The sequence below is a fragment of the Micromonospora sp. DSM 43699 genome, from assembly GCF_055517075.1.
On record NZ_JBTMMT010000019.1, the window covers coordinates 1 to 23,802 of the forward strand.

Annotated in this window: 21 protein-coding genes; 10 read left to right on the top strand and 11 right to left on the bottom strand. The window is 71.4% G+C overall.

Annotation, left to right across the window (positions count from 1 at the left end; genetic code table 11):
• Positions 1-64 precede the first annotated feature (64 nt).
• A complete protein-coding gene (rfbH, locus tag AC0AIB_RS12475; RefSeq protein WP_328345851.1) occupies positions 65-1,372 on the bottom strand; it encodes a lipopolysaccharide biosynthesis protein RfbH in 1,308 nt (435 codons plus the stop codon).
• Between the two features lie 344 nt (positions 1,373-1,716).
• Between rfbH and AC0AIB_RS12480 the strand changes: the two genes are divergently transcribed.
• The 3 genes from AC0AIB_RS12480 (at position 1,717) to AC0AIB_RS12490 (ending at position 4,977) form a co-directional block, all read left to right on the top strand.
• Entirely contained in the window at positions 1,717-2,880 is a 1,164-nt protein-coding gene (locus AC0AIB_RS12480; protein ID WP_465096702.1) for a nucleotide disphospho-sugar-binding domain-containing protein, read from the top strand.
• A gap of 143 nt (positions 2,881-3,023) precedes the next feature.
• Complete coding sequence (locus AC0AIB_RS12485) at positions 3,024-4,250, top strand: phthiocerol/phthiodiolone dimycocerosyl transferase family protein (protein WP_328345855.1); 1,227 nt, start codon at positions 3,024-3,026, stop codon at positions 4,248-4,250.
• Between the two features lie 82 nt (positions 4,251-4,332).
• Positions 4,333-4,977, top strand: a complete 645-nt coding sequence (locus AC0AIB_RS12490) for a dTDP-4-dehydrorhamnose 3,5-epimerase family protein (RefSeq protein WP_328345857.1) — start codon at positions 4,333-4,335, stop codon at positions 4,975-4,977.
• A gap of 55 nt (positions 4,978-5,032) precedes the next feature.
• On the opposite strand, the gene AC0AIB_RS12495 is transcribed toward AC0AIB_RS12490, so the two are convergent.
• Both AC0AIB_RS12495 and AC0AIB_RS12500 read right to left on the bottom strand, forming a co-directional pair.
• The gene (locus tag AC0AIB_RS12495; protein WP_465096703.1) at positions 5,033-6,343 is read right to left on the bottom strand and encodes an aminotransferase family protein; all 1,311 of its coding nucleotides are present in this window, start codon (positions 6,341-6,343) and stop codon (positions 5,033-5,035) included.
• 162 nt (positions 6,344-6,505) lie between these two features.
• Positions 6,506-7,525 carry a Gfo/Idh/MocA family protein gene (locus AC0AIB_RS12500; protein WP_328345861.1) on the bottom strand — a complete coding sequence of 340 codons (1,020 nt, stop codon included), beginning with the start codon at positions 7,523-7,525 and terminating at the stop codon, positions 6,506-6,508.
• Positions 7,526-7,907: 382 nt separating this feature from the next.
• Between AC0AIB_RS12500 and AC0AIB_RS12505 the strand changes: the two genes are divergently transcribed.
• Positions 7,908-9,350 carry an NDP-hexose 2,3-dehydratase family protein gene (locus tag AC0AIB_RS12505; RefSeq protein ID WP_442930694.1) on the top strand — a complete coding sequence of 481 codons (1,443 nt, stop codon included), beginning with the start codon at positions 7,908-7,910 and terminating at the stop codon, positions 9,348-9,350.
• A gap of 66 nt (positions 9,351-9,416) precedes the next feature.
• Here AC0AIB_RS12505 and mhpA read toward each other — a convergent pair whose 3' ends face one another.
• Together mhpA and AC0AIB_RS12515 are read right to left on the bottom strand one after the other, a co-directional pair.
• On the bottom strand, positions 9,417-11,009 hold the full coding sequence (gene mhpA, locus AC0AIB_RS12510; protein WP_328345863.1) for a bifunctional 3-(3-hydroxy-phenyl)propionate/3-hydroxycinnamic acid hydroxylase MhpA: 1,593 nt from the start codon (positions 11,007-11,009) through the stop codon (positions 9,417-9,419).
• A gap of 49 nt (positions 11,010-11,058) precedes the next feature.
• The gene (locus tag AC0AIB_RS12515) at positions 11,059-11,829 is read right to left on the bottom strand and encodes a thioesterase II family protein (protein WP_465096704.1); all 771 of its coding nucleotides are present in this window, start codon (positions 11,827-11,829) and stop codon (positions 11,059-11,061) included.
• A gap of 305 nt (positions 11,830-12,134) precedes the next feature.
• On the opposite strand from AC0AIB_RS12515, the gene AC0AIB_RS12520 reads away from it, so the two are divergent.
• The 6 genes from AC0AIB_RS12520 to AC0AIB_RS12545 all read left to right on the top strand — a co-directional run bounded on the left by AC0AIB_RS12520 (position 12,135) and on the right by AC0AIB_RS12545 (position 17,680).
• Positions 12,135-12,575 (top strand): type II 3-dehydroquinate dehydratase, encoded by a 441-nt coding sequence (locus AC0AIB_RS12520; protein ID WP_328345867.1) that lies wholly within the window; start codon positions 12,135-12,137, stop codon positions 12,573-12,575.
• Positions 12,576-13,031: 456 nt separating this feature from the next.
• The gene (locus AC0AIB_RS12525; RefSeq protein ID WP_465096705.1) at positions 13,032-14,378 is read left to right on the top strand and encodes a helix-turn-helix transcriptional regulator; all 1,347 of its coding nucleotides are present in this window, start codon (positions 13,032-13,034) and stop codon (positions 14,376-14,378) included.
• A gap of 31 nt (positions 14,379-14,409) precedes the next feature.
• Complete coding sequence (locus AC0AIB_RS12530; protein WP_328348767.1) at positions 14,410-15,234, top strand: SAM-dependent methyltransferase; 825 nt, start codon at positions 14,410-14,412, stop codon at positions 15,232-15,234.
• A 144-nt stretch (positions 15,235-15,378) separates the two neighbouring features.
• Positions 15,379-16,071 carry a thiamine pyrophosphate-dependent enzyme gene (locus AC0AIB_RS12535; RefSeq protein WP_442930695.1) on the top strand — a complete coding sequence of 231 codons (693 nt, stop codon included), beginning with the start codon at positions 15,379-15,381 and terminating at the stop codon, positions 16,069-16,071.
• Positions 16,068-16,979, top strand: coding sequence for a transketolase family protein (locus AC0AIB_RS12540; RefSeq protein ID WP_328345871.1), 912 nt, complete (start codon positions 16,068-16,070; stop codon positions 16,977-16,979). The genes AC0AIB_RS12535 and AC0AIB_RS12540 overlap by 4 nt, the downstream gene beginning before the upstream one ends.
• Before the next feature lie 260 nt (positions 16,980-17,239).
• Positions 17,240-17,680, top strand: a complete 441-nt coding sequence (locus tag AC0AIB_RS12545) for a cold-shock protein (protein WP_328348769.1) — start codon at positions 17,240-17,242, stop codon at positions 17,678-17,680.
• Between the two features lie 37 nt (positions 17,681-17,717).
• Here AC0AIB_RS12545 and AC0AIB_RS12550 read toward each other — a convergent pair whose 3' ends face one another.
• Genes AC0AIB_RS12550 through AC0AIB_RS12575 form a run of 6 tightly spaced genes read right to left on the bottom strand, consistent with a single transcriptional unit; the run spans position 17,718 to position 23,786 of the window.
• Positions 17,718-19,298, bottom strand: coding sequence for a hypothetical protein (locus AC0AIB_RS12550; RefSeq protein WP_328345873.1), 1,581 nt, complete (start codon positions 19,296-19,298; stop codon positions 17,718-17,720).
• Positions 19,298-19,660: a YciI family protein gene (locus AC0AIB_RS12555; RefSeq protein WP_465096706.1), complete on the bottom strand. Its 363-nt coding sequence runs from the start codon at positions 19,658-19,660 to the stop codon at positions 19,298-19,300. The genes AC0AIB_RS12550 and AC0AIB_RS12555 overlap by 1 nt, the downstream gene beginning before the upstream one ends.
• Positions 19,657-20,979 carry a helix-turn-helix domain-containing protein gene (locus AC0AIB_RS12560; RefSeq protein WP_328345877.1) on the bottom strand — a complete coding sequence of 441 codons (1,323 nt, stop codon included), beginning with the start codon at positions 20,977-20,979 and terminating at the stop codon, positions 19,657-19,659. Before AC0AIB_RS12560 ends, AC0AIB_RS12555 begins: the two co-directional genes overlap by 4 nt.
• A 47-nt stretch (positions 20,980-21,026) precedes the next feature.
• A complete protein-coding gene (locus tag AC0AIB_RS12565; RefSeq protein WP_328345879.1) occupies positions 21,027-21,881 on the bottom strand; it encodes an SDR family NAD(P)-dependent oxidoreductase in 855 nt (284 codons plus the stop codon).
• On the bottom strand, positions 21,878-22,858 hold the full coding sequence (locus tag AC0AIB_RS12570; RefSeq protein WP_328345881.1) for an alpha-ketoacid dehydrogenase subunit beta: 981 nt from the start codon (positions 22,856-22,858) through the stop codon (positions 21,878-21,880). The genes AC0AIB_RS12565 and AC0AIB_RS12570 overlap by 4 nt, the downstream gene beginning before the upstream one ends.
• Entirely contained in the window at positions 22,851-23,786 is a 936-nt protein-coding gene (locus tag AC0AIB_RS12575) for a thiamine pyrophosphate-dependent dehydrogenase E1 component subunit alpha (protein WP_465096707.1), read from the bottom strand. Before AC0AIB_RS12575 ends, AC0AIB_RS12570 begins: the two co-directional genes overlap by 8 nt.
• Between the last annotated feature and the right edge of the window lie 16 nt (positions 23,787-23,802).

Genomic DNA, 23,802 nt, shown 5'->3' on the forward strand with positions numbered 1-23,802 from the left:
ACGACGGCGGCGGCTACCCGGTCGTGGGCCGGGGGGGGGGGGGGCCCCGGGTGGGGTCGTCCGGTCAGTGCGTGGCGACGAACTCCTTGAGCGTGCCGATGACGTACTCGATCATCTCGGTGGTGATGCCCGGGTAGACGCCGATCCAGAAGGTACGCTCGGTCACCGTGTCGCTGTTGGCCAGTGAGCCGACGATGCGCTGTGGCCGGCCGATGTAGGCCGGGTGCCGGGTGAGGTTGCCCGCGAACAACCGCCGGGTACGGATCTTGTGGCTCTCCAGGTGGCCGACGATGTCCGGGACGTCGAAGCCCGCGTCCGGCAGCACCGTGATGATGAAGCCGAACCAGCTCGGGTCGCTGCCCGGCGTCGGCTCGGGCAGCAGCAGGCCGGGCAGGCCGTCCAGCCCCTCCCGGAGCTGACGCCAGTTGCGCTTGCGGGCCTCGATGAAGTCGGGCAGCTTGGCCAGTTGGCTCAGCCCGAGCGCGGCCTGGATGTCGGTGCTCTTGAGGTTGTAGCCGACCTCGGAGAAGACGTACTTGTGGTCGTAGCCCTCCGGGAGCGTGCCGAGTTGGAGGTCGAACCGCTTCAGGCAGCGGTCGTCCTCGCCCGGCTCGCACCAGCAGTCCCGGCCCCAGTCGCGGAACGACTTCGCCAGCTTGGCCAGCCTGATGTCCGAGGACAGCAGCATGCCGCCCTCACCCATGGTCAGGTGGTGCGCCGGGTAGAAGGAGATGGTGGAGAAGACGCCGAAGGTGCCGGTGAGTCTGCCCTGATAGGTCGAGCCCACCGCGTCGCAGTTGTCCTCGATCAGGTGGCACCCGTGCCGGGCGGCCAGTTCGGCGATCTCGGCGACCGGGAACGGGTTGCCCAGCGTGTGCGCGATCATGATCGCGCGGGTGCGCGGGGAGATCGCCTGCTCGACCAGCTCGGCGGTGGTGTTGTAGGTGCCGAGTTCGATGTCGACGAACACCGGCACGAGGCCGTTCTGCAGGATCGGGTTCACCGTGGTCGGGAAGCCGGCGGCGACCGTGATCACCTCGTCGCCCGGCCTGAGCCGTTCGTCGCCCAGCTCCGGTGAGGTCAGGGTGCTCAGCGCGAGCAGGTTCGCCGACGAGCCGGAGTTCGTCAGCACCGCCTTGCGCCGCTTGAGCGTCCTGGCGAGGGACGACTCGAACTTCGCCGTGATCTGGCCGGAGGCGATCCGCAGGTCGAGCGCGGCGGCCACCAGGGCCTCCCGGTCGTCGGCGTCCAGCACCGCACCGGAGGACAGGATCGGAGTCTGCCCGGGAATGAACGGTGTGGGTCCGGGGACCTGGGCCTCGTGATAGCCACGGACCAGTTCCAGCAGGTGCGATCGGGCTGAGTCGACCATGTCGTATCCCCTACGGTCGAGTGCGGGATGTTCGCTGAACCTTGCGCTGGAGCCGGAGCGGCGGCCAGGCGTCCACCCGATTCCGGCGCACGGCAGATCCGGCGCACGGCAGAACGGCCGTACCTTTCGGAATCTCTCCGGAAGAGACTAGAAGTGCCGGAACGAGCCGGCATCCCCCAACGTGGTAGACCCATTCTGGAAAGTCGATTGATACTATCCACTTTGGTGATGACCCTGGCCTGCGGCATCGGCAAGCTGGTTCCGGTGGAGCCGGCCGGTGGGCAGATGACGCCTTTTCCGGGCCCGGCGCCGCAGCCGGATCCATGACCGCTGGGAGGACAAACTTGCGGGTCCTAATTCTCGCCGGGATCGCCCCGTCCACGATATTCAGCCACGTCCCGCTCGGGACGGCCCTGCGTAACGCGGGACATCAGGTCATGGTGACCGCCTCGCTCGACGATCTGGTCTCGACCATCGCCGGGGTCGGGCTCTCCGCCGTACGGGTCACCGACCCCGCGGTGTCCCCCCGCGAGATCATCGCCCGGGACAGCCGGCTGCTGCGTGTCCCGGAGGACCCGATCGAGCGGGAGCAGCAGTCGGGTCACTGGTACGCGCGACTGGAGGCGGTGACCCTCGACGCCCTGCTGGCGTTCACCAGCGACTGGCGTCCGGACGTCGTCATCGGCGGGATGGCCTCCTACGCCGCACCGCTGCTGGCGAAGCGCCTCGGGGTGCCCTACGTACGCCACGCGTGGGACATCCACGACCCGCGGCTGCTCGACCTCGGCGCGACCGAAGAGCTCCAGCCCGAGCTGGCCGAGCTGGGCCTGGACGTACTGCCCGAGCCGGATCTGATGATCGACATCACCCCGCCGAGCCTGCGTCCGCCGGACGCCGCCGACGCACAGCTGATGCGCTGGATTCCGGGCAACACGCAGCGCTGCCTGGAGCCGTGGATGTACACCCGGGGCACGGACACCCGGATCGGCGTGACCATCGGCACGGGCGTGGCGACCTACCACCAGTACGACTTCCTCCAGGCCATCGTCGAGAACGTCGGCACCCTGGACGCGGAGGTCGTGGTGCCGGTGGCGGACGACGCCCTCCCCGTCCTGCAGGAGCGGCTGACGAACGTCCGGGCCGGCTGGGTTCCGCTGGACGTCCTCGCCCCCACCTGCGACGTCCTCGTGCACCAGTCCGGCGGCAGCACCATGATGACGGCGCTGAGTTTCGGGGTGCCCCAGGTGCTGATTCCCGACCCCAACCTGTTCCGGGCCAACGAGATGGCCCGCCGCATCGTGGAAGCCGGTGCGGGGCTGGTGCTCTCGCCGGAGGAGGCCACCAGCGACGTCATCGCGAAGACCTGCCAGGAGATCGTCGCCAACCCGGGCTACGCCGCCGCCGCCCGCGCGCTCGCCCGCGAGATCGCCGCCCTGCCGTCCCCGGCCGAGGTGGTTCCCGTGGTCGAGTCGCTGGTCCACGAGGCACCCCCCGGAGGCACCGACTGAGCCGTCCGGTCCGCTCCGCCGCCGAGCCGTGGGGCCGCCCGACCACCCACGTTGGTGATGGCCCCGGGCAGCCGTGTGGAGGAGCCTGATCAGGCTTGAAGGCGCAGGTCACCCGACCCTGCACGCTGACTGGAGGCCGATTCGTGACACGAGCGGGAACGTGGCGCACCCTGGCACCCACCGAACAGATCCATGCCGCCAGGGAGGCGTACATCGGATACACCGTGCGCGCCGAGGGCCGGCTGGACCTGGCGGCGCTCACCACCGCGTACGCGGCCGTGTGTCAGGCCTATCCCCAGCTCGGGGCGCGGCTGGACGACGGCGACGACGGACCGGTCTTCGTCGAGTCCGACACCCGGCCGGAGCTCCGCACCGGTGGCGGGGACCTCGACCGTCCGTTGGCCGGGGTGACGCTGGACCAGCGCCGGACGCTGAGCGCACTCAACGTCGTCCGCGACGGCGACGTGGCGACCGTGTGCCTGCTGACCCATCACAGCATCGCCGACGCCAACCACTCCGTCGCGCTGCTCGCCGAGATCTGGTCCTGCTACACCGATGTGGTCGGTGGCGTGCCCGTCGAGCTGCCCCGCCACCCGTACCCACGGTCGCTGGAGGAGCTGCTCGCCGAGCGCGGCATCCGCCCGACGGTGCCCGACCGCGGACCCGCCCCCGGGCCGATGGCGATGGCCGCGCCGTCGACCGACCCGGACCGGAGCGCCTTCGCCCGCAACGGCGTCCAACACCGCCTGACGGCGGCGCAGACCACCGCGCTGGCGGAGCTCGGCCACCGGGAACACGTGACGATCAACGGGTTGCTGGCGGGCGTCCTGCTCCTGGTCGAGGCGGACCTTCGCGACCTGCCGCTGACCGAGCTGGTGTACCGGTTCACGGTCAACCTGCGCGGGCACCTGACCCCGCAGGTCGGTGCGACCGAGGGCACTAACGTGTTGGGCGGTTCCGGGTTCGTCGCCACCGACGACATCGGGCCCGACGCGGTGACGCTCGCCCGGGCGATCGGTGAACGGCTGCGGGCGGGCCTGGCCGACGGGTCGATCCAGCGCAGCCTGCTGGACCTGTTCAGCCGGTCCGCGCCGGAGGCGAAACCGTGGGACCCGGGCGCCGGACCCGTCGCGGTCGGCATGATGAACTGGGGCCTGGTGCCGCCGATGCGGACGCCGGACGAGCTGCGGCTGACGAACTTCCACGCCGTGTCCAGCATCAGGGAGTTCTCGACCCTGGGCGGGTACGTCGTGAACACCTTCGACGGACGGATCGGCATCGACATGTTGTGGCCGGAGGGGGACGCGGACCTGCCGAAGCGCCTCGACCACCTGCGGGAGCAGCTCAGCCGGCTGAAGTTGCCGCGATGAGGGCCGCAGCGGTCACCGGCGCCCACCGTGCCTGCGGAGCTGGCGGTCACCCATGACGCCACCGGGCCTGACCAATCGCAGCATGACGGTACGGCCGCTGGACATCGACGGCGCGTTCCTCATCTCGTCCCGGTCGTTCACCGACGACCGTGGGGTGTTCTTCGAGGCATACCGGGAAGACGTGCTGGCCGAGGTGCTCGGGTACCCACCGAAGCTCGTCCAGACCAACTACTCGGTCTCGCACCGGAACGTGCTGCGGGGCGTACACGGGGCGGCCGTCCCGCCGGGCCTGGCCAAGTTCGTCACCTGCGTCCGGGGCTCGATGCTCGACTTCGTGGTCGACCTGAGGACGGGCTCACCGACCTTCGCGAAGTGGGACATGATCGTCCTGGACGGGCGGGGGGCCTCCTCGATCTATGTGGAGGAGGGGCTCGGGCACGCCTTCGTCGCGCTGGACGACGACACCTGCGTCCAGTACCACCTCTCCGAGCTCTACCGTCCGCAGGACGTCATCACGGTGCACCCGCTGGACCCCGAGATCGGCCTACCCCTCAGGCTCCCCGGTGCGCCGGTCCTGTCCGACCGGGACGCCGCGGCGCCCTCGCTGCGCGAGGCTGTCGAACGGGGCCTGTTGCCGGGCTACGACGCCTGCCTGGCGCTCCGGGCGACCCGCGCACACCAGTCCGTCACCCCCGAGGTGCCGGTCGGGTCGTGGACCGCCGGCTGACAGGAGGATGGCGGGTGGCCGGAAGGCCACCCGCCACGCCCCGCCGCGCGAGTGGTCAGCCCACGCCCTCGGCGAGTCGGACCAGCGACGCCCGCAGCGCCTGGCCGAGGTAGTCCAGGTCGGCGTCCGTGGCGTTCAGCGGCGGTGCCACCAGCAGGCCCTCACCGCCGCCGCCCCGGCGGTACCCGACGAACGGATAGAGCAGCAGACCGTTGCTCCTGGTGATCCGGAGAGCCTCGCCGACGGTGCCCGGGGCCAGTTCGATGCCGTGGAAGTAGCCGACGCCCCGGACGTCCGTCACCACGGGCAGATCCCGGGTCACCTCGGCCACCACCTGGGTGACCGCCGCACCGCGTACCTGTTCGCGGTCGAGGGCGCCGAGCTCGTCGAGCACCGACAGCACGGCCAACCCGGCCCGTGCCTGTAGCGGGGTCGCCGACATGGTCCCCATCAGCGGCAGCCACGCCCCGCTGGACAGGATGTCCTCGGCCAGGTCCGGTGCGATCATCGTGGCGGCCAGCGGGACGTATCCCGCCCCGAGCCCCTTCGACAGCGTGACGATGTCCGCACGTACCTCCGATGCGTGGTGCGAGGCCAGCGGGAGCCCGGTACGACCCAACCCGGTGAGCACCTCGTCGTGGATGAGGAGGACCCCGTACTCGTCGCAGATCTCGCGGACCGCCCGCAGATATCCGGGCGGCGGGGTGTAGCCGCCTCCGGTCGTGCCGTTGACGGGTTCCATCAGCACCGCGGCGACGCTGTCCGGGCCGGCGTCGACGATGGCGTCCCGGACGGCCTGCGCGCACTCCACCCGGCAGGTGGGGTACGGGCAGTCGAGATGCTGACCGGGGTAGGGGGGATCGAAGGCCGGTCCGATGCCGAAACTGTCGTCCTCGTGTGGCCGCCGGGAGCGGTGACCGGACAACGCGAGCACGAACGCGCTGTTGCCGTGGTAACCGAGCGACGCCGTCAGCACCCGGTGCCGGTTCTTCTCACCCCGTGACCGCTGGACCAACCTGGCCAGGGCGATGGCGGCCTCCACGGCATGGGTGCCGGTGGGGGTGAACATGACGCGGTCGTCCGGCCGGTGCACGGCCCTCGCCGTGGCGGCGGCCAACTGCTCCATGCCGCTGGCCAGCAGCGAGCCAGGACTGGCGTACGTGCAGATTCCGACCTGGTCCCGCAACGCCTCGACCACGGTGGGGTGGGCGTGGCCGATGTTCACGTTGATGATCCCACTCGACGCGTCGAGATAACGCTGCCCGGTCGAGGCGAAGATCCAGGAACCGGCGGCGTGGCTGTACGGGATGGGGGGAATCTGCAGCCGGGCGGCCAGCAACTGTGAGGCGCTCGCCGGGTCACCCATGGTCCCGCCCCCCGACCACCCTGTCACGGACACTGAACAGCTGCATGCGGTACTCCTGCCGGTCGGCGCGGGCCGGCCCGCGATCGGGATCGAGTTGTTTCGGTATGGTCCGACCGGGGGGCAGCGCCGGCACTGTCCCGATCGGCCGCGGTCACCTGCGGCTCACGACGACCCCTCCCGCCGACCGGTGGCGACCCGGGCGGCGGTGCGGTCGACACAGTCCCTCGCCCTGATGCGGATGTCGTCGACGAGGACCGCCTGCCGTAGCGCGTTGTCGTCGTCGCGGAGGTGCCCGGACCGGACCGCGGTGGCGAACGCGTTCACCGCGTTCGCCACCTGGTCGTCGGGCGTCAGCCGGAGCTCCTGCACGCCCGCGTGCCGCTCCAGGCGCACCACCGGGACGTGGTCCGCGGGTGGGCTGTAGGCATGCTCGACGACGATCCGGCCCTCGCTGCCCCAGAGCTGGTACTCGGACCGGTAGGAGTGGTCGAGACCGAAGGTCAACTGCGCTCCCACCCCGTCGTCGGTACACAGCAGGGCCTGTCCGCAGGAGTCGACGTGGGCGCCGTGCCGGGAGGTCAGTACCGCCGAGAGCACGTCGAGTTTGTCACCGCCCAGGAAGGACATCGCCGCGCGCACCGGATAGACCGCGGTGTCCAGCAGTGCGCCACCACCGAGCTCGACGCGGTGACGCACGTCGTCAGCCGGACGCCTCGGTACCCCGAAGGAGGCGTGGAAGGAACGCAGCGAGCCGATCGCACCGTCGGCGACCTGACGTCGGACCGCCGCGTGCTGGCTGTGGTGGAGGAACATCATGTTCTCCACCAGCACCAGGCCGCGGGAGCGCGCGGTGGCCAGCAGTTCACCCGTCCGGGCCGCGGTCGTGGTCATCGGCTTCTCGGCGAGCACGTGTCTGCCGGCGTGCAGGGCGTTCTCGATCCAGGGGGCGTGCAGGGCGTTGGGCAACGGGATGTAGACGGCCTCGACCTCGTCGAGGTCCAGCAGCGCCTGGTAACCCCGGACCGCCCGGCAGCCGTAGGGCCGGGCCGTCTCCGCTGCCGTGTCCAGGTCCCGGCTGGCGATCGCCGCGATCTCGATGCCGGGAGAAGCGGCCATGGCAGGCAGCACCCGGCGACGGGCGATGCTCGCGCACCCCATGATCCCGATCCGTACGGGCGTCACCAGCTCTCCTTCCCGGGTGTTGCGGCAGGTCGGCAACGATCGCGGTGAGACGTGGACCTGCCGGCCCGGCCGGCCCGGTCGACCCTCCCGGCAAGGCCCTTTCGGACAGTAGGACCGCCGGGGCACGGTGGGCATCCCCTGATCTGATAGCCGACGGACGGCGGGACGGCGGCGCCATCAGACCGAGGGATGCCCGGCCGATCACCCTTGTCCTAGCGTCGAGCACAGGCACGCACGCACACCAGGGCGGAAGTCGGCCTGCTGCGCCCCGGACCCGAGGAGAGGCCCCAGCGCCCGGACCGTCGTGGGGTGGGACCTCACCACCAGTTGCCGGTTGCGGGTCGGCTGGCCCGGCGAGCAGGCACGACATCAGGGGGATCCTGTGATTGACAGCTCTGGCGCGAGGCACGCCGTCCTGGAAGCGGAACGGGTCGGTCGGGTCACGGCCCCGGCCGACGACGCGGTGATGTCCATGGCGGACTTCCATTCGTGGTTCAGCGCACGCACCAGGGCGAACAGCTTCCGGGTGGACCGGATTCCGTTCGCGGACCTGTCCGGGTGGGACTTCGACCCGGACACCGGCAACCTCGTGCACGCCAGCGGACGGTTCTTCTCCATCGAGGGCCTGCGGGTCCGGACCGACCGGCCGTGGGCGGGCGAGTGGGCCCAGCCGATCATCGTGCAGCCGGAGATCGGGGTGCTCGGCATCCTGGTGAAACGGATCGACGGTGTCCTGCACTGCCTCATGCAGGCCAAGATGGAGCCGGGCAACATCAACGGCCTCCAGCTCTCGCCGACCGTGCAGGCCACCCGCAGCAACTACATGAGGGTCCACGGCGGCGCCGACACGAAGTACCTGGAGTACTTCCGACCCGGCTCTCGTGGCAGGGTGCTGTTCGACGGTTTGCAGTCCGAGCAGGGGTCCTGGTTCCTGCACAAGCGCAACCGCAACATCGTCGTCGAGACCGAGGAGGAGGTGCCACTCGACGAGGACTTCTGTTGGCTCACGCTCGGTCAGATCCGTCGCCTGCTGCTCCTGGACCACATGGTGAACATGGACTCCAGGACCGTCCTGGCGTGCATCCCGCCGGCGCTGACCGGACCGGACGTCCAGGACGCCGGCGACGACCCGTTCACCCGCGCGGTCCTGCGGTCGCTGGCCGGTCACGGTAGCGCCGCGCACGACACCGGGACGATACTCAGCTGGCTGACCGAGATGCGGTCCCGGCAGGAGATGGTGCAGCGTCGGGTGCCACTTCGGCAGGTCACCGAGGACGGCTGGCGGCTCGGCACCGACGTCATCGACCACCGCGACGGCAAGTACTTCGACGTGATCGCGGTGGCCGTGCAGGCGAGCAGTCGCGAGGTCGCCGCGTGGACCCAGCCACTTGTGGCACCCAGACAGGCCGGTCTGCTCGCGCTGCTGGTCAAGCGGATCGGCGGGACGCTGCACGCGCTGGTACAGGCGCGTAGTGACGCGGGCATGCTCAACGTCGCCGAGCTGACCGCCACCGTGCACTGCCAACCGGGCAACTACGTGGACGTGCCGGCGGAACACCGTCCCCGCTACCTCGACTACGCGCTCACGGCCACCGCCTCCCGCGTCCGGCTGGACGTCCTGCACTCCGAGGAGGGCGGCCGCTTCCACCACGCGCAGAACCGTTACCTGGTGATCGAGGTCGAGCCCGACTTCCCCGAGCCCGACGACCGGTACCTGTGGGTCACGCTGTACCAGCTCACGTCGCTGCTGCCGCACAGCAACTACCTGACGGTGGAGCTCCGCAGCCTGATGGCGAGCATGCGGTGTCTGGCGCAACGGCTCTGAGAAACCCGGCAGGGCCGGCCGCCGGGTCGCCCGCCGCCCGGCCGGTCCTGCCCGGCTGCTGCCGCGTCAGCCGGTCCGCATCGGCGCACCGGCGGGCGCGGTCACGTGTAGCTGGTCACGCAGGTCGTCCACCAGGTCCCTGAGGCCACCGGGGTCGTTCGCCGCACCGAAGACGTGGTGATCGGGACGGACCAGCAGGTACGACACCGCGAACCGGGCCAGGTACGGGCGGTAGACCTCGTCCACGTCCACCACCCCGTCCCCCGGCGCGTCCCCGGGGGCCAGCAGCCGGACCAGGTGGGTGTCGAGTTCGGCGAGGAAGGCCAGTCGGTCCCCGTCGAGTGCGGTGCGGGGATCCCCGGTGGCCAGCAGGACGAAACCCCGGCCGACGACATCGTCGAACAGCCCGGTGGTGTCGTTGCGCGTCACCCGCCCCTGCGGCACTACCGCACCCGCCGGTGGCTCGGCCGCGTCGGCTCCGGGCCGTCGGTGCAGCAGCCCGGTCGAGAGCGGCTTCGCCGGCTCCGGGCGGCCCGCCGGGCGTCCGCGCCGGTTCGCCAGCACGGTGGCGTCCCGCTCGGCGGCGGCGGCCGGATCGGTCACGCAGATCACCCGGCCCAGCTGGACCGATGCCAGGATCGCGTCCCGGACCTGCGTACGCCGCTCCTCGGTGTAGCTGTCCAGCAGGGACTCGGCCACCGTCCCGCGGAGGACGAGGTCGAGCTTCCAGGCCAGGTTGACCACGTCCCGGATACCGGAACACATGCCCTGCCCGGCGAAGGGCGGCATGAGGTGGGCGGCGTCGCCGGCCAGCAGGACGTGCCCCACCCGCCACTGCTCGGCCCACCTGGCCTGGAAGATGTACGTGGTGCTGCGCAGCAGGGTGGCGTTGTCGGGGGTGACGCCGTACGGCCTCAGCAGACGCCAGGCCGTCTCGTCCCGGTTGAGCTCGGCTGTGCTCTCGCCGGGCAGCCGCATGAACTCCCAGCGTCGCCGCCCGGGGCCGCTGCCCACCTGGGTGGTCGGTCGGGCCGGATCACAGAACTGCACGTTGGTGGGGACGAACTCGCGCGGTTCGCGGAGCTCGACGTCACAGAGCAGCCACTCGTAGGAGAACCCGAGGTCCGTGACGGCGACGTCGAGGTGGTGGCGGACGAAACTGTTGGCGCCGTCGCATCCCACCACCCAGCGGGCGGAGAGCACCCGGGTCGCACCGTCGTCGTCGGTGACGCGTACGTCGACCAGCTGGTCGCGGTCGGTGATGCCCACCACCTCGTGGCCACGGAGCACGGTGACCGCGGGAAGCGACGTCACCCGGGCGGCGACGAGTTCCTCGAGCGCCGGCTGGTGCATCGTGTTGGCGTCCGGCCAGCCGTACGGGCCGGAGGTGCTGAACACGATGTCCAGCAGGGTCTCACCGGCGGCGGTACGCCACTGGTAGCCGCTTGCCGGTTCCGTGATCCGACCGAGGTCCGGACCTATTCCGGTGCTGGCCAGTAGGCGGGCGGTCTCACCGTCGAAACTGGTCGCCCGGGGAAGCCGGTACGGCCGGGGACGGCGTTCCAGCACGGTCACCCGCCAGCCGCGCCGGGCGAGCAGCACCGACAGGGTGGCACCGATCGGCCCGTTGCCCACGATGACGACGTCCACGACGGTCATGGAAACTCCACAGGTCGGCGCTGCACGAAGGGGATCGGAAGGGGACTCGTCACGCCACGGCGGGTCTGCTGCCGACCAGCTCCCGCCGCAGCACCGCCAGCACGTCCGCGTTCCGGTCGACCAGGAAGAAGTGGCCCCCCGGGAAGATCCGGAGTTCCATCGGCCCGGTGGTGTGCTCACCCCAGGCGCGCGCCTCGTCGAGGGACACCCGGGGGTCGCTGTCCCCGGTGAGGACTGTGACCGGGCAGTCGAGCCTCCGGCCGGGGTCGTGCCGGTACGTCTCGATGGCGTGGTAGTCGCTGCGGACGGCCGGCAGGATCATCTCCAGCACCTCCGGGTCGGCCAGCATGGTCGGTTCGGTGCCGCTCAGGTTCCGCAGCTCGGACACGATCCGGGCATCCGGCAGGTGGCGCACCCCTTCGTCCCGGTAACGGGACGGGGCCCGTCGCCCGGAGGCGAACAGGTGAACCGGGGGCGGCAGGCCGGCGTCGGGCATCCGCAACGCCACCTCGTAGCCGAGTACCGCGCCCATGCTGTGCCCGAACAGTGCCAGGGGGCGGTCGTCCAGGGGCTGTAGCGCGTCGAGGATCCGGTCCGCCAGATCCGGGACGTTGTCGACGGCGGCCTCGTGACGACGGTCCTGGCGGCCCGGATACTGGATCGCCAGGACCTCCACCGTGGAGGAGAGCGCCCTGGACACCGGGTGGAAGAAGCTTGCCGAGCCGCCGGCGTGGGGCAGGCACACCAGCCGGGGCGCGCCCTCCGGTGCCGGGTGGAACCGGCGCACCCACTTCTCGACGTGCTCCGCAGACTGAGGCACAGCCGTGTTCCTTTCCACAGGTCGCGACCACTGTTGGTGGGGGCAGCCCGCCCGGTGGGTGTCGATCAGCCCCCCGGCTCGTGTCCTCCTCGGTGCCTTCGGTCGAGCCGGCGACCGGCACGGCCCTTCGGAGGGTAGGACCGGCGTGGGGCGGTGGGCATCCCCAGATCTGACAGTGCGGTGTCGTCGACGGTGCTATCAGGTCTGGGGATGCCCACCGATCGGGTCTGTCCTAGCGTGGAAGAACCACGCAGGTCGTTGTCGGTGGCAGGTCGAGCGGACCGCCCTGAACTGAGAGGTGTTCCTTGAGTGTGATGCTTCTCCTCAACGGTCCCAACCTGGGTGCGCTGGGCCACCGCGAGCCGGAGATCTACGGCACCGACACCCTTGCCGACGTCGAACGGGCGGTCGCCGAAGAGGTGGGTTCCCGTGGCTGGGAGGTCGTCTCGGTGCAGCGTGACGGGGAGGGCGAGCTGGTCGGCGCGATCCACGAGCACCGGGACACCACGGTCGGCGCCATCGTCAACCCCGGAGCGTTGATGATCGCCGGCTGGAGTCTGCGGGACGCCCTGGCCAGCTACGCGCCACCGTGGATCGAGGTGCATCTCAGCAACGTGTGGGCGCGCGAGCAGTTCCGGCACGAGTCGGTGATCGCCCCGTTGGCGAGTGGGGTGGTGGTGGGGCTGGGTGCCTACGGGTATCGCCTCGCCGCCCAGGCGTTGTTGCACCTCTGCACGCCGGCCTGACTCAGGATTCGAGTGTTCTTCACGAATTACGTGATTCCCCTGCCACGCCACGGCGGACCTCGAAATGATGTCCCCGGCCTCAGGCGCAGGCCGATGGGGTGACTATTCGGGCATTTTATTCGCGCGTGACTCCCGGTTACGATTTCGGATCTTGGTGGCCGGTGTCGCCGCGCGGGCCGCGCCCGGTTTTGTCTTCATTCCGACGTGCGCACAACGTTACCAGGGGGTAACATCTGATCGACATCAGCCTATATGCAGGCAGTCTTTCTGTCCACACTCCGGGAATTTTGATCAGTGTCCTACTTGGTAACCAGAGGAAACGTCCGGCGGCGGTGACTTCGCAATCCACCCTGGACGCAGCGCGTCGGCGGTAGTACTGTCGGTCACGGGTCAGCCGCCCGTGGTAATTGTCAAGAGGGCAACTGTCCGGAAAACAGGAACCACTGGGGAGGATCCTTGTCGTCTTTGCTGACGCCGGCGCCTGCCGGCGTGGAGATTCCCGGTGACCGCAACCGCTATGCATCGCAGGTGCCATTCCCCCAGAACCCCTTCGTAGGGTGCGGGGACGAGCCCGGATCCCATTCGTGTGCGACCGCCCGGCTCTTTCGCCGTTCCGCCTTGTGGTGGTACGGGGGTCGCCTCGACGCGGGCTTGCACTATGCCACCGAGGCCGTCGGAGTGAAGTGTGAAGAGGGCCACGAATTCTGCGAGCTGACTCCCTATTGGCGAGTCGCGTTGCTGACGAAGGCCAGGGATCTCGAGGTCGGCTGGCGGCTGATGGACTCCCTGGAGCGGCACCGGGAGGAGTCGGACTCGCAACTCGTCGCCGCGACGTCGCTCATCATCCGGGGCGAGCTGCTGTTCGCCATGGGGTGTGTCGACGACGGTCTCGCCGAGGTGACCGCGGGGCTGCAGGTCGCGGAGCGCTGCGAGGCCCGGTCCCTGCTGCCCACCGGCTATGTCGTACTGGCACTCGCCGCGCTCCGCCGGGCGGACATGAGGACCTGTCTCACCTATGTGGACAAGCTGACCGGTGAGGCCCTGCTGGGTTACTTCGGTCAGGCGGCGGGGGCGTGGGTGACCGCCCAGGCGGCAGAGGCCCGGGGCGGGGTGGAGCGGGCGGCGGGACTCATCGCCGGGATCGTCTCCAGTCACCTCGTCCTTCGGCAGCTTCTCGTGTCCGAGCCGGCGGCGGCGTCCTGGCTGGTGCGCGCGTCCCGGACGTTGGGCGCCGACGACCTCGCGGAAGCCGCGGCCGCGGCGGCCTCCGCCGCGGCCGCCGCGCATCCGGGGTTCAGCGTCATCCGCGCGGCGGCGTTGCACGCCGCCGGCCTGCTGGAGGAGGACTCCGGCAAGCTGCTCGAGGCCGCGAACCTCTATCCCGACCGGTGGTGCGGCGCCTCCGCCCGGGAGGACCTGGCCGGCTTGTTGGCCAAGCGGCGGTCGGAACGGAACAACACAATTCGTATCTTCGAGTCGGCGTTGGTCGCCTACACCGCGGTCGGTGCCGCCCGTGATGCCTCCCGGGTCGCCAACAAGCTCCGCGAATACGGCGTGCGACGCGGTGTGATCCGGACGGTCGAGTGCGAGGGGCAACTGCCGCACGGGCTCACCAACACCGAATTCGCGGTCGCGGAACTCGTGAGTCAGGGTCACACCAACAACGAGGTCGGCCGGCAGCTGTTCATCTCTCGACACACCGTGGCCTTCCATCTCAAGAAGGTTTACCAGAAGATGAGCCTCAGCTCGCGTGTCGAGTTGGCGGCCAGCTGGAAGACAATTCAATGGCGGCATGGATCGTAGAATTGGGGAAAAAGATGGTCGAGGGGAACTGGTGAAGAAGCCGACGCCGGATGAGATTGGCCATGGCTATGACGCATTTGCGGATCTGCTCGACCAACTCTGGGGCGAGAATCTGCACCATGGTTACTGGAAGGACGCGTCCGAAGACGTGTCGGTGGACGAGGCCGCCAATCGGCTGACCGACAGGCTCGCCGGTCTGCTGACCATCGAGCCGGGTGATCGTCTGCTCGATCTCGGTTGTGGTATCGGGGAGCCGGCCATGAGGCTGGCCGCGGCCCACAAGATCGAGGTTGTCGGGGTCTCCATCAGTAGGCGGCAGGTGGAGCGGGCGAACGACCGTGCGGTCTCCGCCGGGCTGGCCGACCGGTTGTCCTTCCAGTTGGCCGACGCGATGGATCTCCCATTCCCGGACGAGTCCTTCGACGTCGTCTGGGCCCTGGAGTCGCTGCACCACATGCCGGATCGGGCTCATGTCCTCCGGCAGGCGGCCCGGGTACTGCGGCCCGGGGGGCGGTTGGCGATCGGTGACTTCATGCTGCTCCCGAGCGACGACGGGTACGAGGCGGGTGCCGCCCGCGTCAACCAGGCCAGCAAGGGTGTCCTGTCGGTCGTCAGCCTCGACGACTACCTCTCCCTCATCCGCGCCGCCGGGCTCGAACCCGGCCCCACCGAGGACGTCAGCAAGCACACCCGGCCGTCCTGGGGCAAGGCGGCGGAGCGGTTCGGTGCCCTGCGGGAACAGGCCCTGCCGCACATCGGGGCGGAGCAGTTCGATCTCACGCTCTCCCGGTTCCACGCGTTCAGCGCGGAGCCGTCGCTGGGATATTCCCTCCTGACCGCCCGGAAGCCTGCCTGATCGACCACGACCCGCTGGTGGTGGCGGGTGCGGCCGCCGGCCCGCCGGTGGCGGCCCGCCCCCACCCCAGGTGAACACCGTATTGACCAGGCAGTGGGGAAAGCGTTGCGCTTTCCTCGGAACCGAGATGGGGCAGGTGGGAGCATGCAGACGACAGAAACGACGTTACGCGGCCTGTTCGGCAGGATGGTCGGTGACGAGAAGCACGGGTGGGCGGCGGCGTCGACGCTGCATGCCATCTGGGTGCTCTACGACCGGGTGCTCAACGTCTCGCCGGCGAACATCGACGACCCGGACCGGGACCGGTTCTTCCTCTCCAAGGGTCACGGGCCGATGGCCCACTACGCGATGCTCGCCGCGAAGGGGTTCATCGCCCCGGAGACGCTTGACACCTGGGCGCAGCTCGGTTCGCCACTCGGTCTCCACCCGGACCGCACGCTGGTGCCCGGCGTGGAGATCAGCAGCGGCTCGCTCGGTCACGGGCTCCCGCTGGCGGTGGGAACCGCCCTCGCGCTGCGTGCCGAGGGGCGGCGGGCCCGCGTGGTGGTGCTGATGGGCGACGGCGAGTTCGACGAGGGCAGCAACCACGAGGCGATCGCGATCGCCGGTCGTCTCGGGCTGGACCGGATCACCGCGATCGTGATCGACAACCGGTCGGCGAGCCTCGGCTGGCCGGACGGCATCGCCCGGCGCTTCGAGGTGGAGGGCTGGCACGCGGCCACCGTGGACGGACGCGACAACGACGAGTTGTACCGGGCACTGACCCGGGAACCCGACGGACGACCGCAGGCAGTGGTCGCCGAGATCCGCGAGATCCGGGAAGGGAGCGCGGCATGAGCATCCAGGTGGACAGGAAGCTGATGCGGTCCGTCTTCGTCGACACCGTGATCGAGTCGCTGGCGACCGATCCCAAGGTGGTCCTGCTGACCGCGGACATCTCGTCCTGGTCGTTCGACGAGGCCCGGGTCACCTACCCCGACCGGGTGATCAACGTGGGCATCCGCGAGCAGGCGATGATCGGGATGGCCGGTGGCCTGGCGCTGAACGGCTTCCGGCCGGTGGCGCACACCTACACGCCGTTCCTGGTGGAGCGTCCTTTCGAGCAGATCAAGCTCGACCTCGGGCACCAGGACGTCGGTGCCGTGCTGGTCAGCATCGGCGGCTCCTACGACGACCTGCCCCGGGGCCGGACCCACCAGGCCCCCGGCGACGTGGCCCTGTTCGACACGCTGCCCGGCTGGACCGTGCACGTGCCGGGGCACGAGGACGAGGCGGAGAAGTTGATCCGGGACGCGCTGGCCGGCGACGGGCGGGTCTACGTGCGCCTGTCCGACAAGGCCAACGCCGAGGCGGCCCCGGTGCTGGACGGCTTCACCGTGCTGCGGCAGGGCAGCGCCGGCGTGGTGGTCGCCGTCGGGCCGGTGTGCGACGACGTGCTCGCCGCGACGTCCACGGCGGACGTGACGGTGCTGTACGCCTCCACGATCCGGCCGTTCGACCACGCCGGCCTGCGCGCCGCGGTGACCGGCGCACAGCCGAACGTGGTGGTGGTCGAGCCGTACCTGCGGGGGACCTCGGCGCACGAGGTGGCCGAGGCGCTCGGCGACGTGCCCCACCGGCTGCGGTCGCACGGGATACGGCGGGACGAGGAGGTGCGTGCCTACGGCAGGGCCGCGGACCACGACCGGCTGCACGGTCTGGACGCCGCGAGCCTGGCCGAGTCGATCGGCGACTTCCTCCGTTAGGCCCGTACCGCGCAGGGGTGGGCGCCGGCTGTCGGACCGGCGTCCCCACCCCGCCGGGCGCGCCGCCCCGGACGACGGGTGCGCGCCCGTCGGACCCGGACCCGCGCCACGTCGACGCGGGAGCGGGCGGTCCGCCGCGCCGGTGGCCACGCCGGGTCACGGCCGCGTCCGACGGCCTTTACCATGGAGGCTGCGCCGAGGGCGTTGCCCTTCCGGTGGTCTCGTACTGGTGGTTCCTGTTCTGTGGGGTGGTGGTCGCGGTGGCGGTCGGCATGATTCTCAGCTTCGACGACGTGAAGGGTTACGGTTTCATCCGGCCCGAGGGCGGTGGCGAGGACGTCTTCGTCCACGCGAACGACTTCGGTGACCAACGTCCGGCCGTGTCGCCGGGCATGCGCGTGGAGTTCGAGTCGGTGGAGGGCAACCGCGGCCTCAAGGCGCTGTACGCCCGGCTGCTCAACCCGGGGGCGGGGGCCCCGACGCGTCCGGTGGTGATCCACGGCCCGACCGCCTCGCCCCGGTCGTCGGCCGACGACCGGGGCGACGACGACGAGTGCGACGTGCTGACCTCCGCCGCCTTCCGGGCCGCCATCACCGATCTTCTCGTCGAGCAGGTGCCGACGCTCACCGGCGGCCAGATCAGCCAGATCCGGCAGCACCTCTCGCAGCTCGCCCGCTCGCACGGGTGGATCGAGGACTGACCCCGTCGCCACCCGGGTCCACCGCGGTGGACCCGGGTCAGCCGGCCGCGTAGGCGTGACGCGAGGTCCGCTCGGCGAGCCACAGCCAGCGGCGCTGCACCTCGCCGCCGGTGGCCGCCACCATGGCGAGGGCGTCGGAAGACACGGCGGTCAACGCCGTAGCGGTCACCGCCGGATCGTCGAGCAGCGCCGCGCCGTCGCGGAACGCCTCCGCCTCGGCCGCACCGCCGAACCGGGGGGCGACCTCGTCCCGCCAGAAGTCGGCCCAGGCCAGCTCCGGGTTCCAGGAGAACCGGGCGTACGCCAGGTAGCTGATCTCGTTGGTCGGGTGGTACGCGGACGGCTCGGCGAAGATGGTCAACCCGCGCAGCCCGGCCGCCCCGGACCGGGCCGCCATGTCGGCGTACATCTCGGGCACCCAGGAGTGGCGCTGCCGGTTCCACTGTGAACCGGCGTGGGTGCGCAGCACGTTCGTGGTGTGCGGGAGCCGCTCGACGTGCGCGGCGGTCAACCGGTCCCGCTGCTCGTACCAGAAGGCCCGGTTCACGCAGTACTGGTAGGCGACGTCGTCGGGCAGGTCGGCGAGGGGCCGCTGGGCGTCGAGGTCGAAGATGTTGTCCCAGTACACCTCGACGAGGTGGCGCAGCGGCACGCCGGCCGGGCCGGGCCGCCGGGCGGTCTCCAGCAGCGTCGGGTACACCGACCGCATCGCCTCGTACGACCAGGAGGTGCGCTCGCCCCCGGTGCGCGTGGCACACCTGGCGCAGGCGCAACTGCCGTAGTCGCCGGTCTCGAAGTTGATCCCGCCCACCGGCAGGGTGTCGAGCAGCCAGTCGACGGCGTCGCGGTGCCAGGCCAGGTTGTCCGGCTGGGACGGGCAGGCGGCCATCAGGTACTCGCTGGCCGGGAAGTGCAGGTCACCGAACTCGTCGATGTCGAAGCCGACCTTCTTCGGTAGTTCGGCGGCGAGGTCGGGGCGCTGCCGCAGCCAGGTGGCCAGGTTGTAGCGGTGCCGGCCGTCGAAGTAGATCCCGCCGTAGGCGTTGATGCCCACCCCGGCGATGATCCGCACCCCGCGCGCGTTGGCGTACTCGCACAGGTCGCGGGCCGCCTGGACACCACCGTGGGCGTCGCGCAGCAGCCCGTACACGACGATGCCGCCGATCCGCTCGCGGGAGCAGAAGTCGACCAGCCGGCGGTAGTCGGCGCCGAACGCGTCGGCGGACTTCGCGTACGGGTTGAGCGCGCCGATCTCCTGCTGTCCGAGCTGGCGGGTGTCCCAGTTGGTGGAGTGGTCCCAGGTCCACAGGGTGCGCAGCGGCAGCCCGGGGGCGCTGGCGGTGGTGCCGACCGGCAGCCCGGCGGGGGTGGCGGCGGCGACCAGGGCGCGGGCGGCGTGGACCAGGCCGGCGAACGGGTCGCCGGTGAGCCGGATCTCGCCCTGTTCCGGCACCTCGACGCGGTGGCCGCCCTCGGGTAGCGCCGGGTCGGCGGCGAGTCGGACCGGCACCGCGTCGGGACCGCCCTCGCCCCACGCCTCGCGGAGCAGGTCGGCGGCGAACGGGGCGGCTGCGGCCCCGAGCACCCGTACCCCGGAAATCTGGCGGAACGACGACATCATGACCTCCCGATGGTCGGTGCGGTGGCGGCGAGGTAGTCGACCACGTCGAGCGCGGTCCACACCCCGTGTCGCCAGTAGGGGTCCTGTTCGAGGTGGGCGCGGGCGGCGGGCGCGTCGGCGGCCCGCAGCACCAGCACCGAGGCGCGCAGGTCGGCGTGCGCCCCGACGACGAGGGCGGTGCCGTCGACGAGCAGGGCACGCATGTGCGCCAGGTGCGCGGCCCGGTGCGGTTCCCGCCGGGCGGCGGCGTCGGCGGCGAAGGTGGCGGTGACCAGATAGGTCGGGGTGAAGCGCAGGTCCCCGCCGGGGTCGCCGGCCGGGCCGGTGGGGCGGGCCGGGCCAGGGTCGGCGGGCCTCACGCGTCGGCCCCGATCGCGCCGAGCAGCCGTTGCATCGCGACCCGGTAGACGGTCTGCGGGCGGCCGGCGCCGGTGCTGACGTGCACCCCGACCTCCTCGGCGAAGCCGGCCGCCCGCAACGCGTTGAGCAGCCGGCGGGCCGAGCGGGCCTCCACGCCGTACGCGTCGGCGAGCCCCCGGGCGGTGATCTGGTCGGGGTCCATCTGGTGCAGGGCCTCCAGCAGCCGGCGGGTGGACAGCGGCCCGATCCGCAACTGCTCGGAGACGCGCAGCATGCCCGGGCCGGTCTCGCGCAGCCGGGGACGCACGGCGATCTCCCGGCTGGAGTGGACCTCCCCGTCGGGGAAGACGACGTGAGTGTCGCCGCTGTGCCGACCGAGGGCCAGGGCCTTGCGGGCGTTGTCCTCGGCGGCGGCGATGGTGGTGCCGGCACCGAAGCCGACGGCGTGTTCGACGTCGACGCCGCGCAGGGTGAGCAGGGAGGCGTGTCCGTCGCGGTGCCGGGCCAGGGCGCTCTCCACCGTGCCCCGGGTGGTGGTGATCACCATCGTCCGGTCGTCGATGGTGGCCAGCCGACCGCGCATCCGCTCGGCGTGTTCCAGCAGCGCCTCGCGTACCCGCAACCGCTGCCGTTCGGCCTGGTACGGGTCCTGCACCCGGTGCGTGGGGACGCCCAGGTCGACCATCATCACCGCGATCTGGGTGGCCCGGGACTGGCGTACCTCGGCGGCGAGCCAGGCGCGACGCAGCGCGTCGCGGACCGACGCCCGGGTGTGTTCGACACGCCACACCGGTACCCCGCTGTCGACGAGGTCCCGGTGTACCGCGCCGAGGCAGGTCAGGCAGGCCTCGACCGCACCGGAGGCGTACCGCTCCCGGTGGTAGGCGGTGATCTCGTCGAGGCCGGAGAAGAGCAGGCCGGAGGAGTCGGCGATGGGCAGGATCTCGGTGGGCGGCTCGACCTCGATGTCGTGGTAGGTCTCCCGGACGGTCTCCGCTTCGATGGTGTCGACGCTGACCCGGGGCAGTCGTCCACCGGTGGCGAGCAGCATCCGTGACAGCGTGCGGTAGAGGTCGATACCGGCGTGCGGGACGTAGTCGATCTCGGCCCGCAGCTCCCCGGTGGCGTTGGCGAAGGCGTATGGGATGCGCCCGGTGAACAGCAGTACCTGGCACACCTCGTCCAGCTCCCGGGCCAGATCGGGGGCCTGCTCCGGGCGGGTGTACGCGCGGGTGGTGACCGCCTCCGCGCGGCCCTCCCCGGCCGCGACCTCCCGGACGAGCCGGATCGAGTCCTCCGGACCGATGATCCCGATCACGATAGTGCCTCCACGTGAGTGTGCCGCTGGCCTGGTGGGTGGGGTGCTCAGCCGGTCCAGACCGTGCCGGTGAGGCCGGCGCTCGCCGGCGACGCCAGCAGGACCAGCGCCGAGGCGACGTCCTCCGGGCGACCCAGCGCGGCTTCGACGGCGGCGATCCGTCCGTCGTCGGTGCCGTTGGCCCGTGCCTCGGCCAGCGACAGTCGCATCAGCGGCGTGTCGATGTCGCCGGGGCAGAGCGCGTGCACCCGGATCCCCTGTGGACCGAGCTGGCGGGCCAGGGTGAGCGCCAGACCGTGCAACCCTCCCTTGCTCGCGCCGTAGGGTACCGAGCCGGAGCCGACCTGCACGCCCGCCTTCGAGCCGACCAGCACGAGCACCCCGCCGTCGGGGCGCAGGTGCCGGGCGGCGTGCTTGGCGACCAGGAAGGGACCGGTGAGGTTGACGGCGATCACCTGGGCCCAGAGCGCGACCGACACGTCCCGGACGTCGAGACCCTGCCCGCGCATCACCCCGGCGACGTGCAGCACGGCGTCGATCCCGCCGAGGTCGGCGGCGGCGGCGTCGAGCGCCTCGGCGACCTCGGTCTCGACGGTGACGTCCACCCGGTGCGCGCAGGCCCGGCCGCCGGTGTCGCGGACCTGCGCGGCGGCGGTGTCCGCGCCGGCGGCGTCGGCGTCGAGGACGGCGACCGCCGCGCCGGCCGCCGCGGCGGCGGCGACGGTGGCCCGGCCGATGCCGGACGCACCGCCGACGACGACCACCCGCCGGCCGGCGAGCAGACCGGCGGGTGCGGTACCGGCGGTGGCGACGCCGGCCGGCGGGGTGCCGTCGTACGGGCCCGCGCCGACCGGCCGTTCGTCGCGTGGGCCCGCGGCGGCGGGCGGGACGGCGTCGTTCACGCCCGGACCGTCCGGCGGACGGCGTCGGCGACGGTGGCCGCCTCGGGCACCACGACCGCCTGGAGGGCGGGCGCGGCGGGCATCGGCACGTCGGGGGCGGCGACCCGGGCGATCGGGGCGCGCAGGTCGGTGAAGCACTCGGCGGCGGCGCGGGCGGCGATCTCCGCGCCGAACCCGCCGGTCAGGTTCGCCTCGTGCGCGACGACCAGCCGGCCGGTGCGGGACACCGACGTGGCGACCGTGTCGAAGTCGAGCGGGTTGAGCCAGCGCAGGTCCACCACCTCGACGTCGATGCCCTCCTCGGCCAGGGTGCCGGCGGCGTCGAGCGCCGCCGACACCATCCGGGACCAGGCCACGACGGTGACGTCGGTGCCGGGGCGGACCACCCGGGCCCCGCCGACGGGCTCGACCGGGGCGTCGGTGCGCACCTGGCCCCGGGTCGGGTAGAGCATCCGGGCCTCGGCGACCACCACCGGGTCGTCGCTGACCACGGCCGTGCGCAGCATCTGGTACGCGTCGTCCGGGGTGGCCGGCAGCGCGACCCGCAGCCCTGCGGTGTGCGCGAAGTACGCCTCCGGCGAGTGCGAGTGCTGGGCGCACGCCCCGGGGGAGTAGCCCTGCTGCATCCGGATCACCAGCGGGGCCTTCCAGCGGCCGGCGCTGGAGTAGTGGATGGTGGCGATCTGGTTGACGATCTGGTCCATCGCCACGAACGAGAAGTCGGCGTACATGATCTCGGCGATCGGCCGCAGCCCGGTCATTGCCGCGCCGAGGGCCATGCCGAGGAAACCCGTCTCGGAGATCGGGGTGTCGAAGATCCGCTCGGAGCCGAACCGCTTGTGCAGCCCCTTGGTCGCGCCGAACGGCCCGCCGGGCAGCGCGACGTCCTCGCCGAAGTAGATGGTGTCGGTCCGGCTGTCCAGGGCCCAGGTGAGGGCGGCGTTGACGGCCTGGATGTAGCGCAGCGACTCAGACATAGACGTGCTCCTCGGCGGTCGCCGGGTCCGGGTGGGGGACGGCGCGGGCGGCGGTGACGGCGGTTTCGATCTCGGCGGACACCTCGGCGTCGATGGCGTCGAGCCGGGCGGCCAGGTCGGCGTCGGCGGCCTGGCGGATGCGGGCCAGCGGCTCGCGTTGCCGGGCGGCGGCGATCTCGCCGGCCGGGCGGTAGTGCTGCGCGTCGCCGCTGTAGTGGCCGACGAGCCGTTCGGTCATCGCCTCCACGATGGACGGGCCGGAGCCCTCCCGGGCCCGGTCGACGGCCTCGGTGACCGCCTCGGCGACGGCGTCGGGGTCGTTGCCGTCGACCACCCGGCCGGGCAGGCCGTAGCCGGCGGCACGTTCGGCGAGCTGCCGGACGCGCACCATGTCGGAGATCCGGGACATCTCGGAGTAGACGTTGTTCTCCACCACCAGCACCAGCGGCAGGTCGAGCACGGCGGCGAGGTTGAGCGCCTCGTGCACGTTGCCCTGATTCATCGCGCCGTCGCCGATGCTGACCACGCTGACCGCCCCGCTGCCGGTGCGTTGCGCGGTGAGCGCCGCGCCGGTGGCGATCGGCACGCCGGCGCCGACGATGGAGTTCTCGCCGACGAACCAGCGTCCCGGGTCGGACAGGTACGGCGAGGCCGCCCGTCCGCCGCACAGCGCGGAGTCGCGTCCCATCATCTCGGCGAACAGGCCGGTCAGGTCGACGCCGCGGGCGATCGCCCAGCCGTGGCCACGGTAGGTGGCGGTGACGTGGTCGCCGTCGCGCAGCGCCCGGCACGCGCCGACCGGGACGGCCTCCTGGCCGTTGCACAGGTGGATCGAGCCCGGGATCTCGCCGGCGTCCTTGAGGGCGGTCAGCCGCTCCTCGAACCGGCGGATCCGGGCCATCAGCCGATAGTCGTCGAGCTGCCCCATCACACCCCCAGAGATA

Excerpts from the sequence above, each read along its gene's own strand:
- rfbH (WP_328345851.1), bottom strand. The coding sequence starts at position 1,372 with ATGGTCGACTCAGCCCGATCGCACCTGCTGGAACTGGTCCGTGGCTAT.
- AC0AIB_RS12490 (WP_328345857.1), top strand. The coding sequence starts at position 4,333 with ATGACGGTACGGCCGCTGGACATCGACGGCGCGTTCCTCATCTCGTCC.
- AC0AIB_RS12495 (WP_465096703.1), bottom strand. The coding sequence starts at position 6,343 with ATGGGTGACCCGGCGAGCGCCTCACAGTTGCTGGCCGCCCGGCTGCAG.
- mhpA (WP_328345863.1), bottom strand. The coding sequence starts at position 11,009 with ATGACCGTCGTGGACGTCGTCATCGTGGGCAACGGGCCGATCGGTGCC.
- AC0AIB_RS12535 (WP_442930695.1), top strand. The coding sequence starts at position 15,379 with ATGCAGACGACAGAAACGACGTTACGCGGCCTGTTCGGCAGGATGGTC.
- AC0AIB_RS12540 (WP_328345871.1), top strand. The coding sequence starts at position 16,068 with ATGAGCATCCAGGTGGACAGGAAGCTGATGCGGTCCGTCTTCGTCGAC.
- AC0AIB_RS12550 (WP_328345873.1), bottom strand. The coding sequence starts at position 19,298 with ATGTCGTCGTTCCGCCAGATTTCCGGGGTACGGGTGCTCGGGGCCGCA.
- AC0AIB_RS12570 (WP_328345881.1), bottom strand. The coding sequence starts at position 22,858 with ATGTCTGAGTCGCTGCGCTACATCCAGGCCGTCAACGCCGCCCTCACC.
- AC0AIB_RS12575 (WP_465096707.1), bottom strand. The coding sequence starts at position 23,786 with ATGGGGCAGCTCGACGACTATCGGCTGATGGCCCGGATCCGCCGGTTC.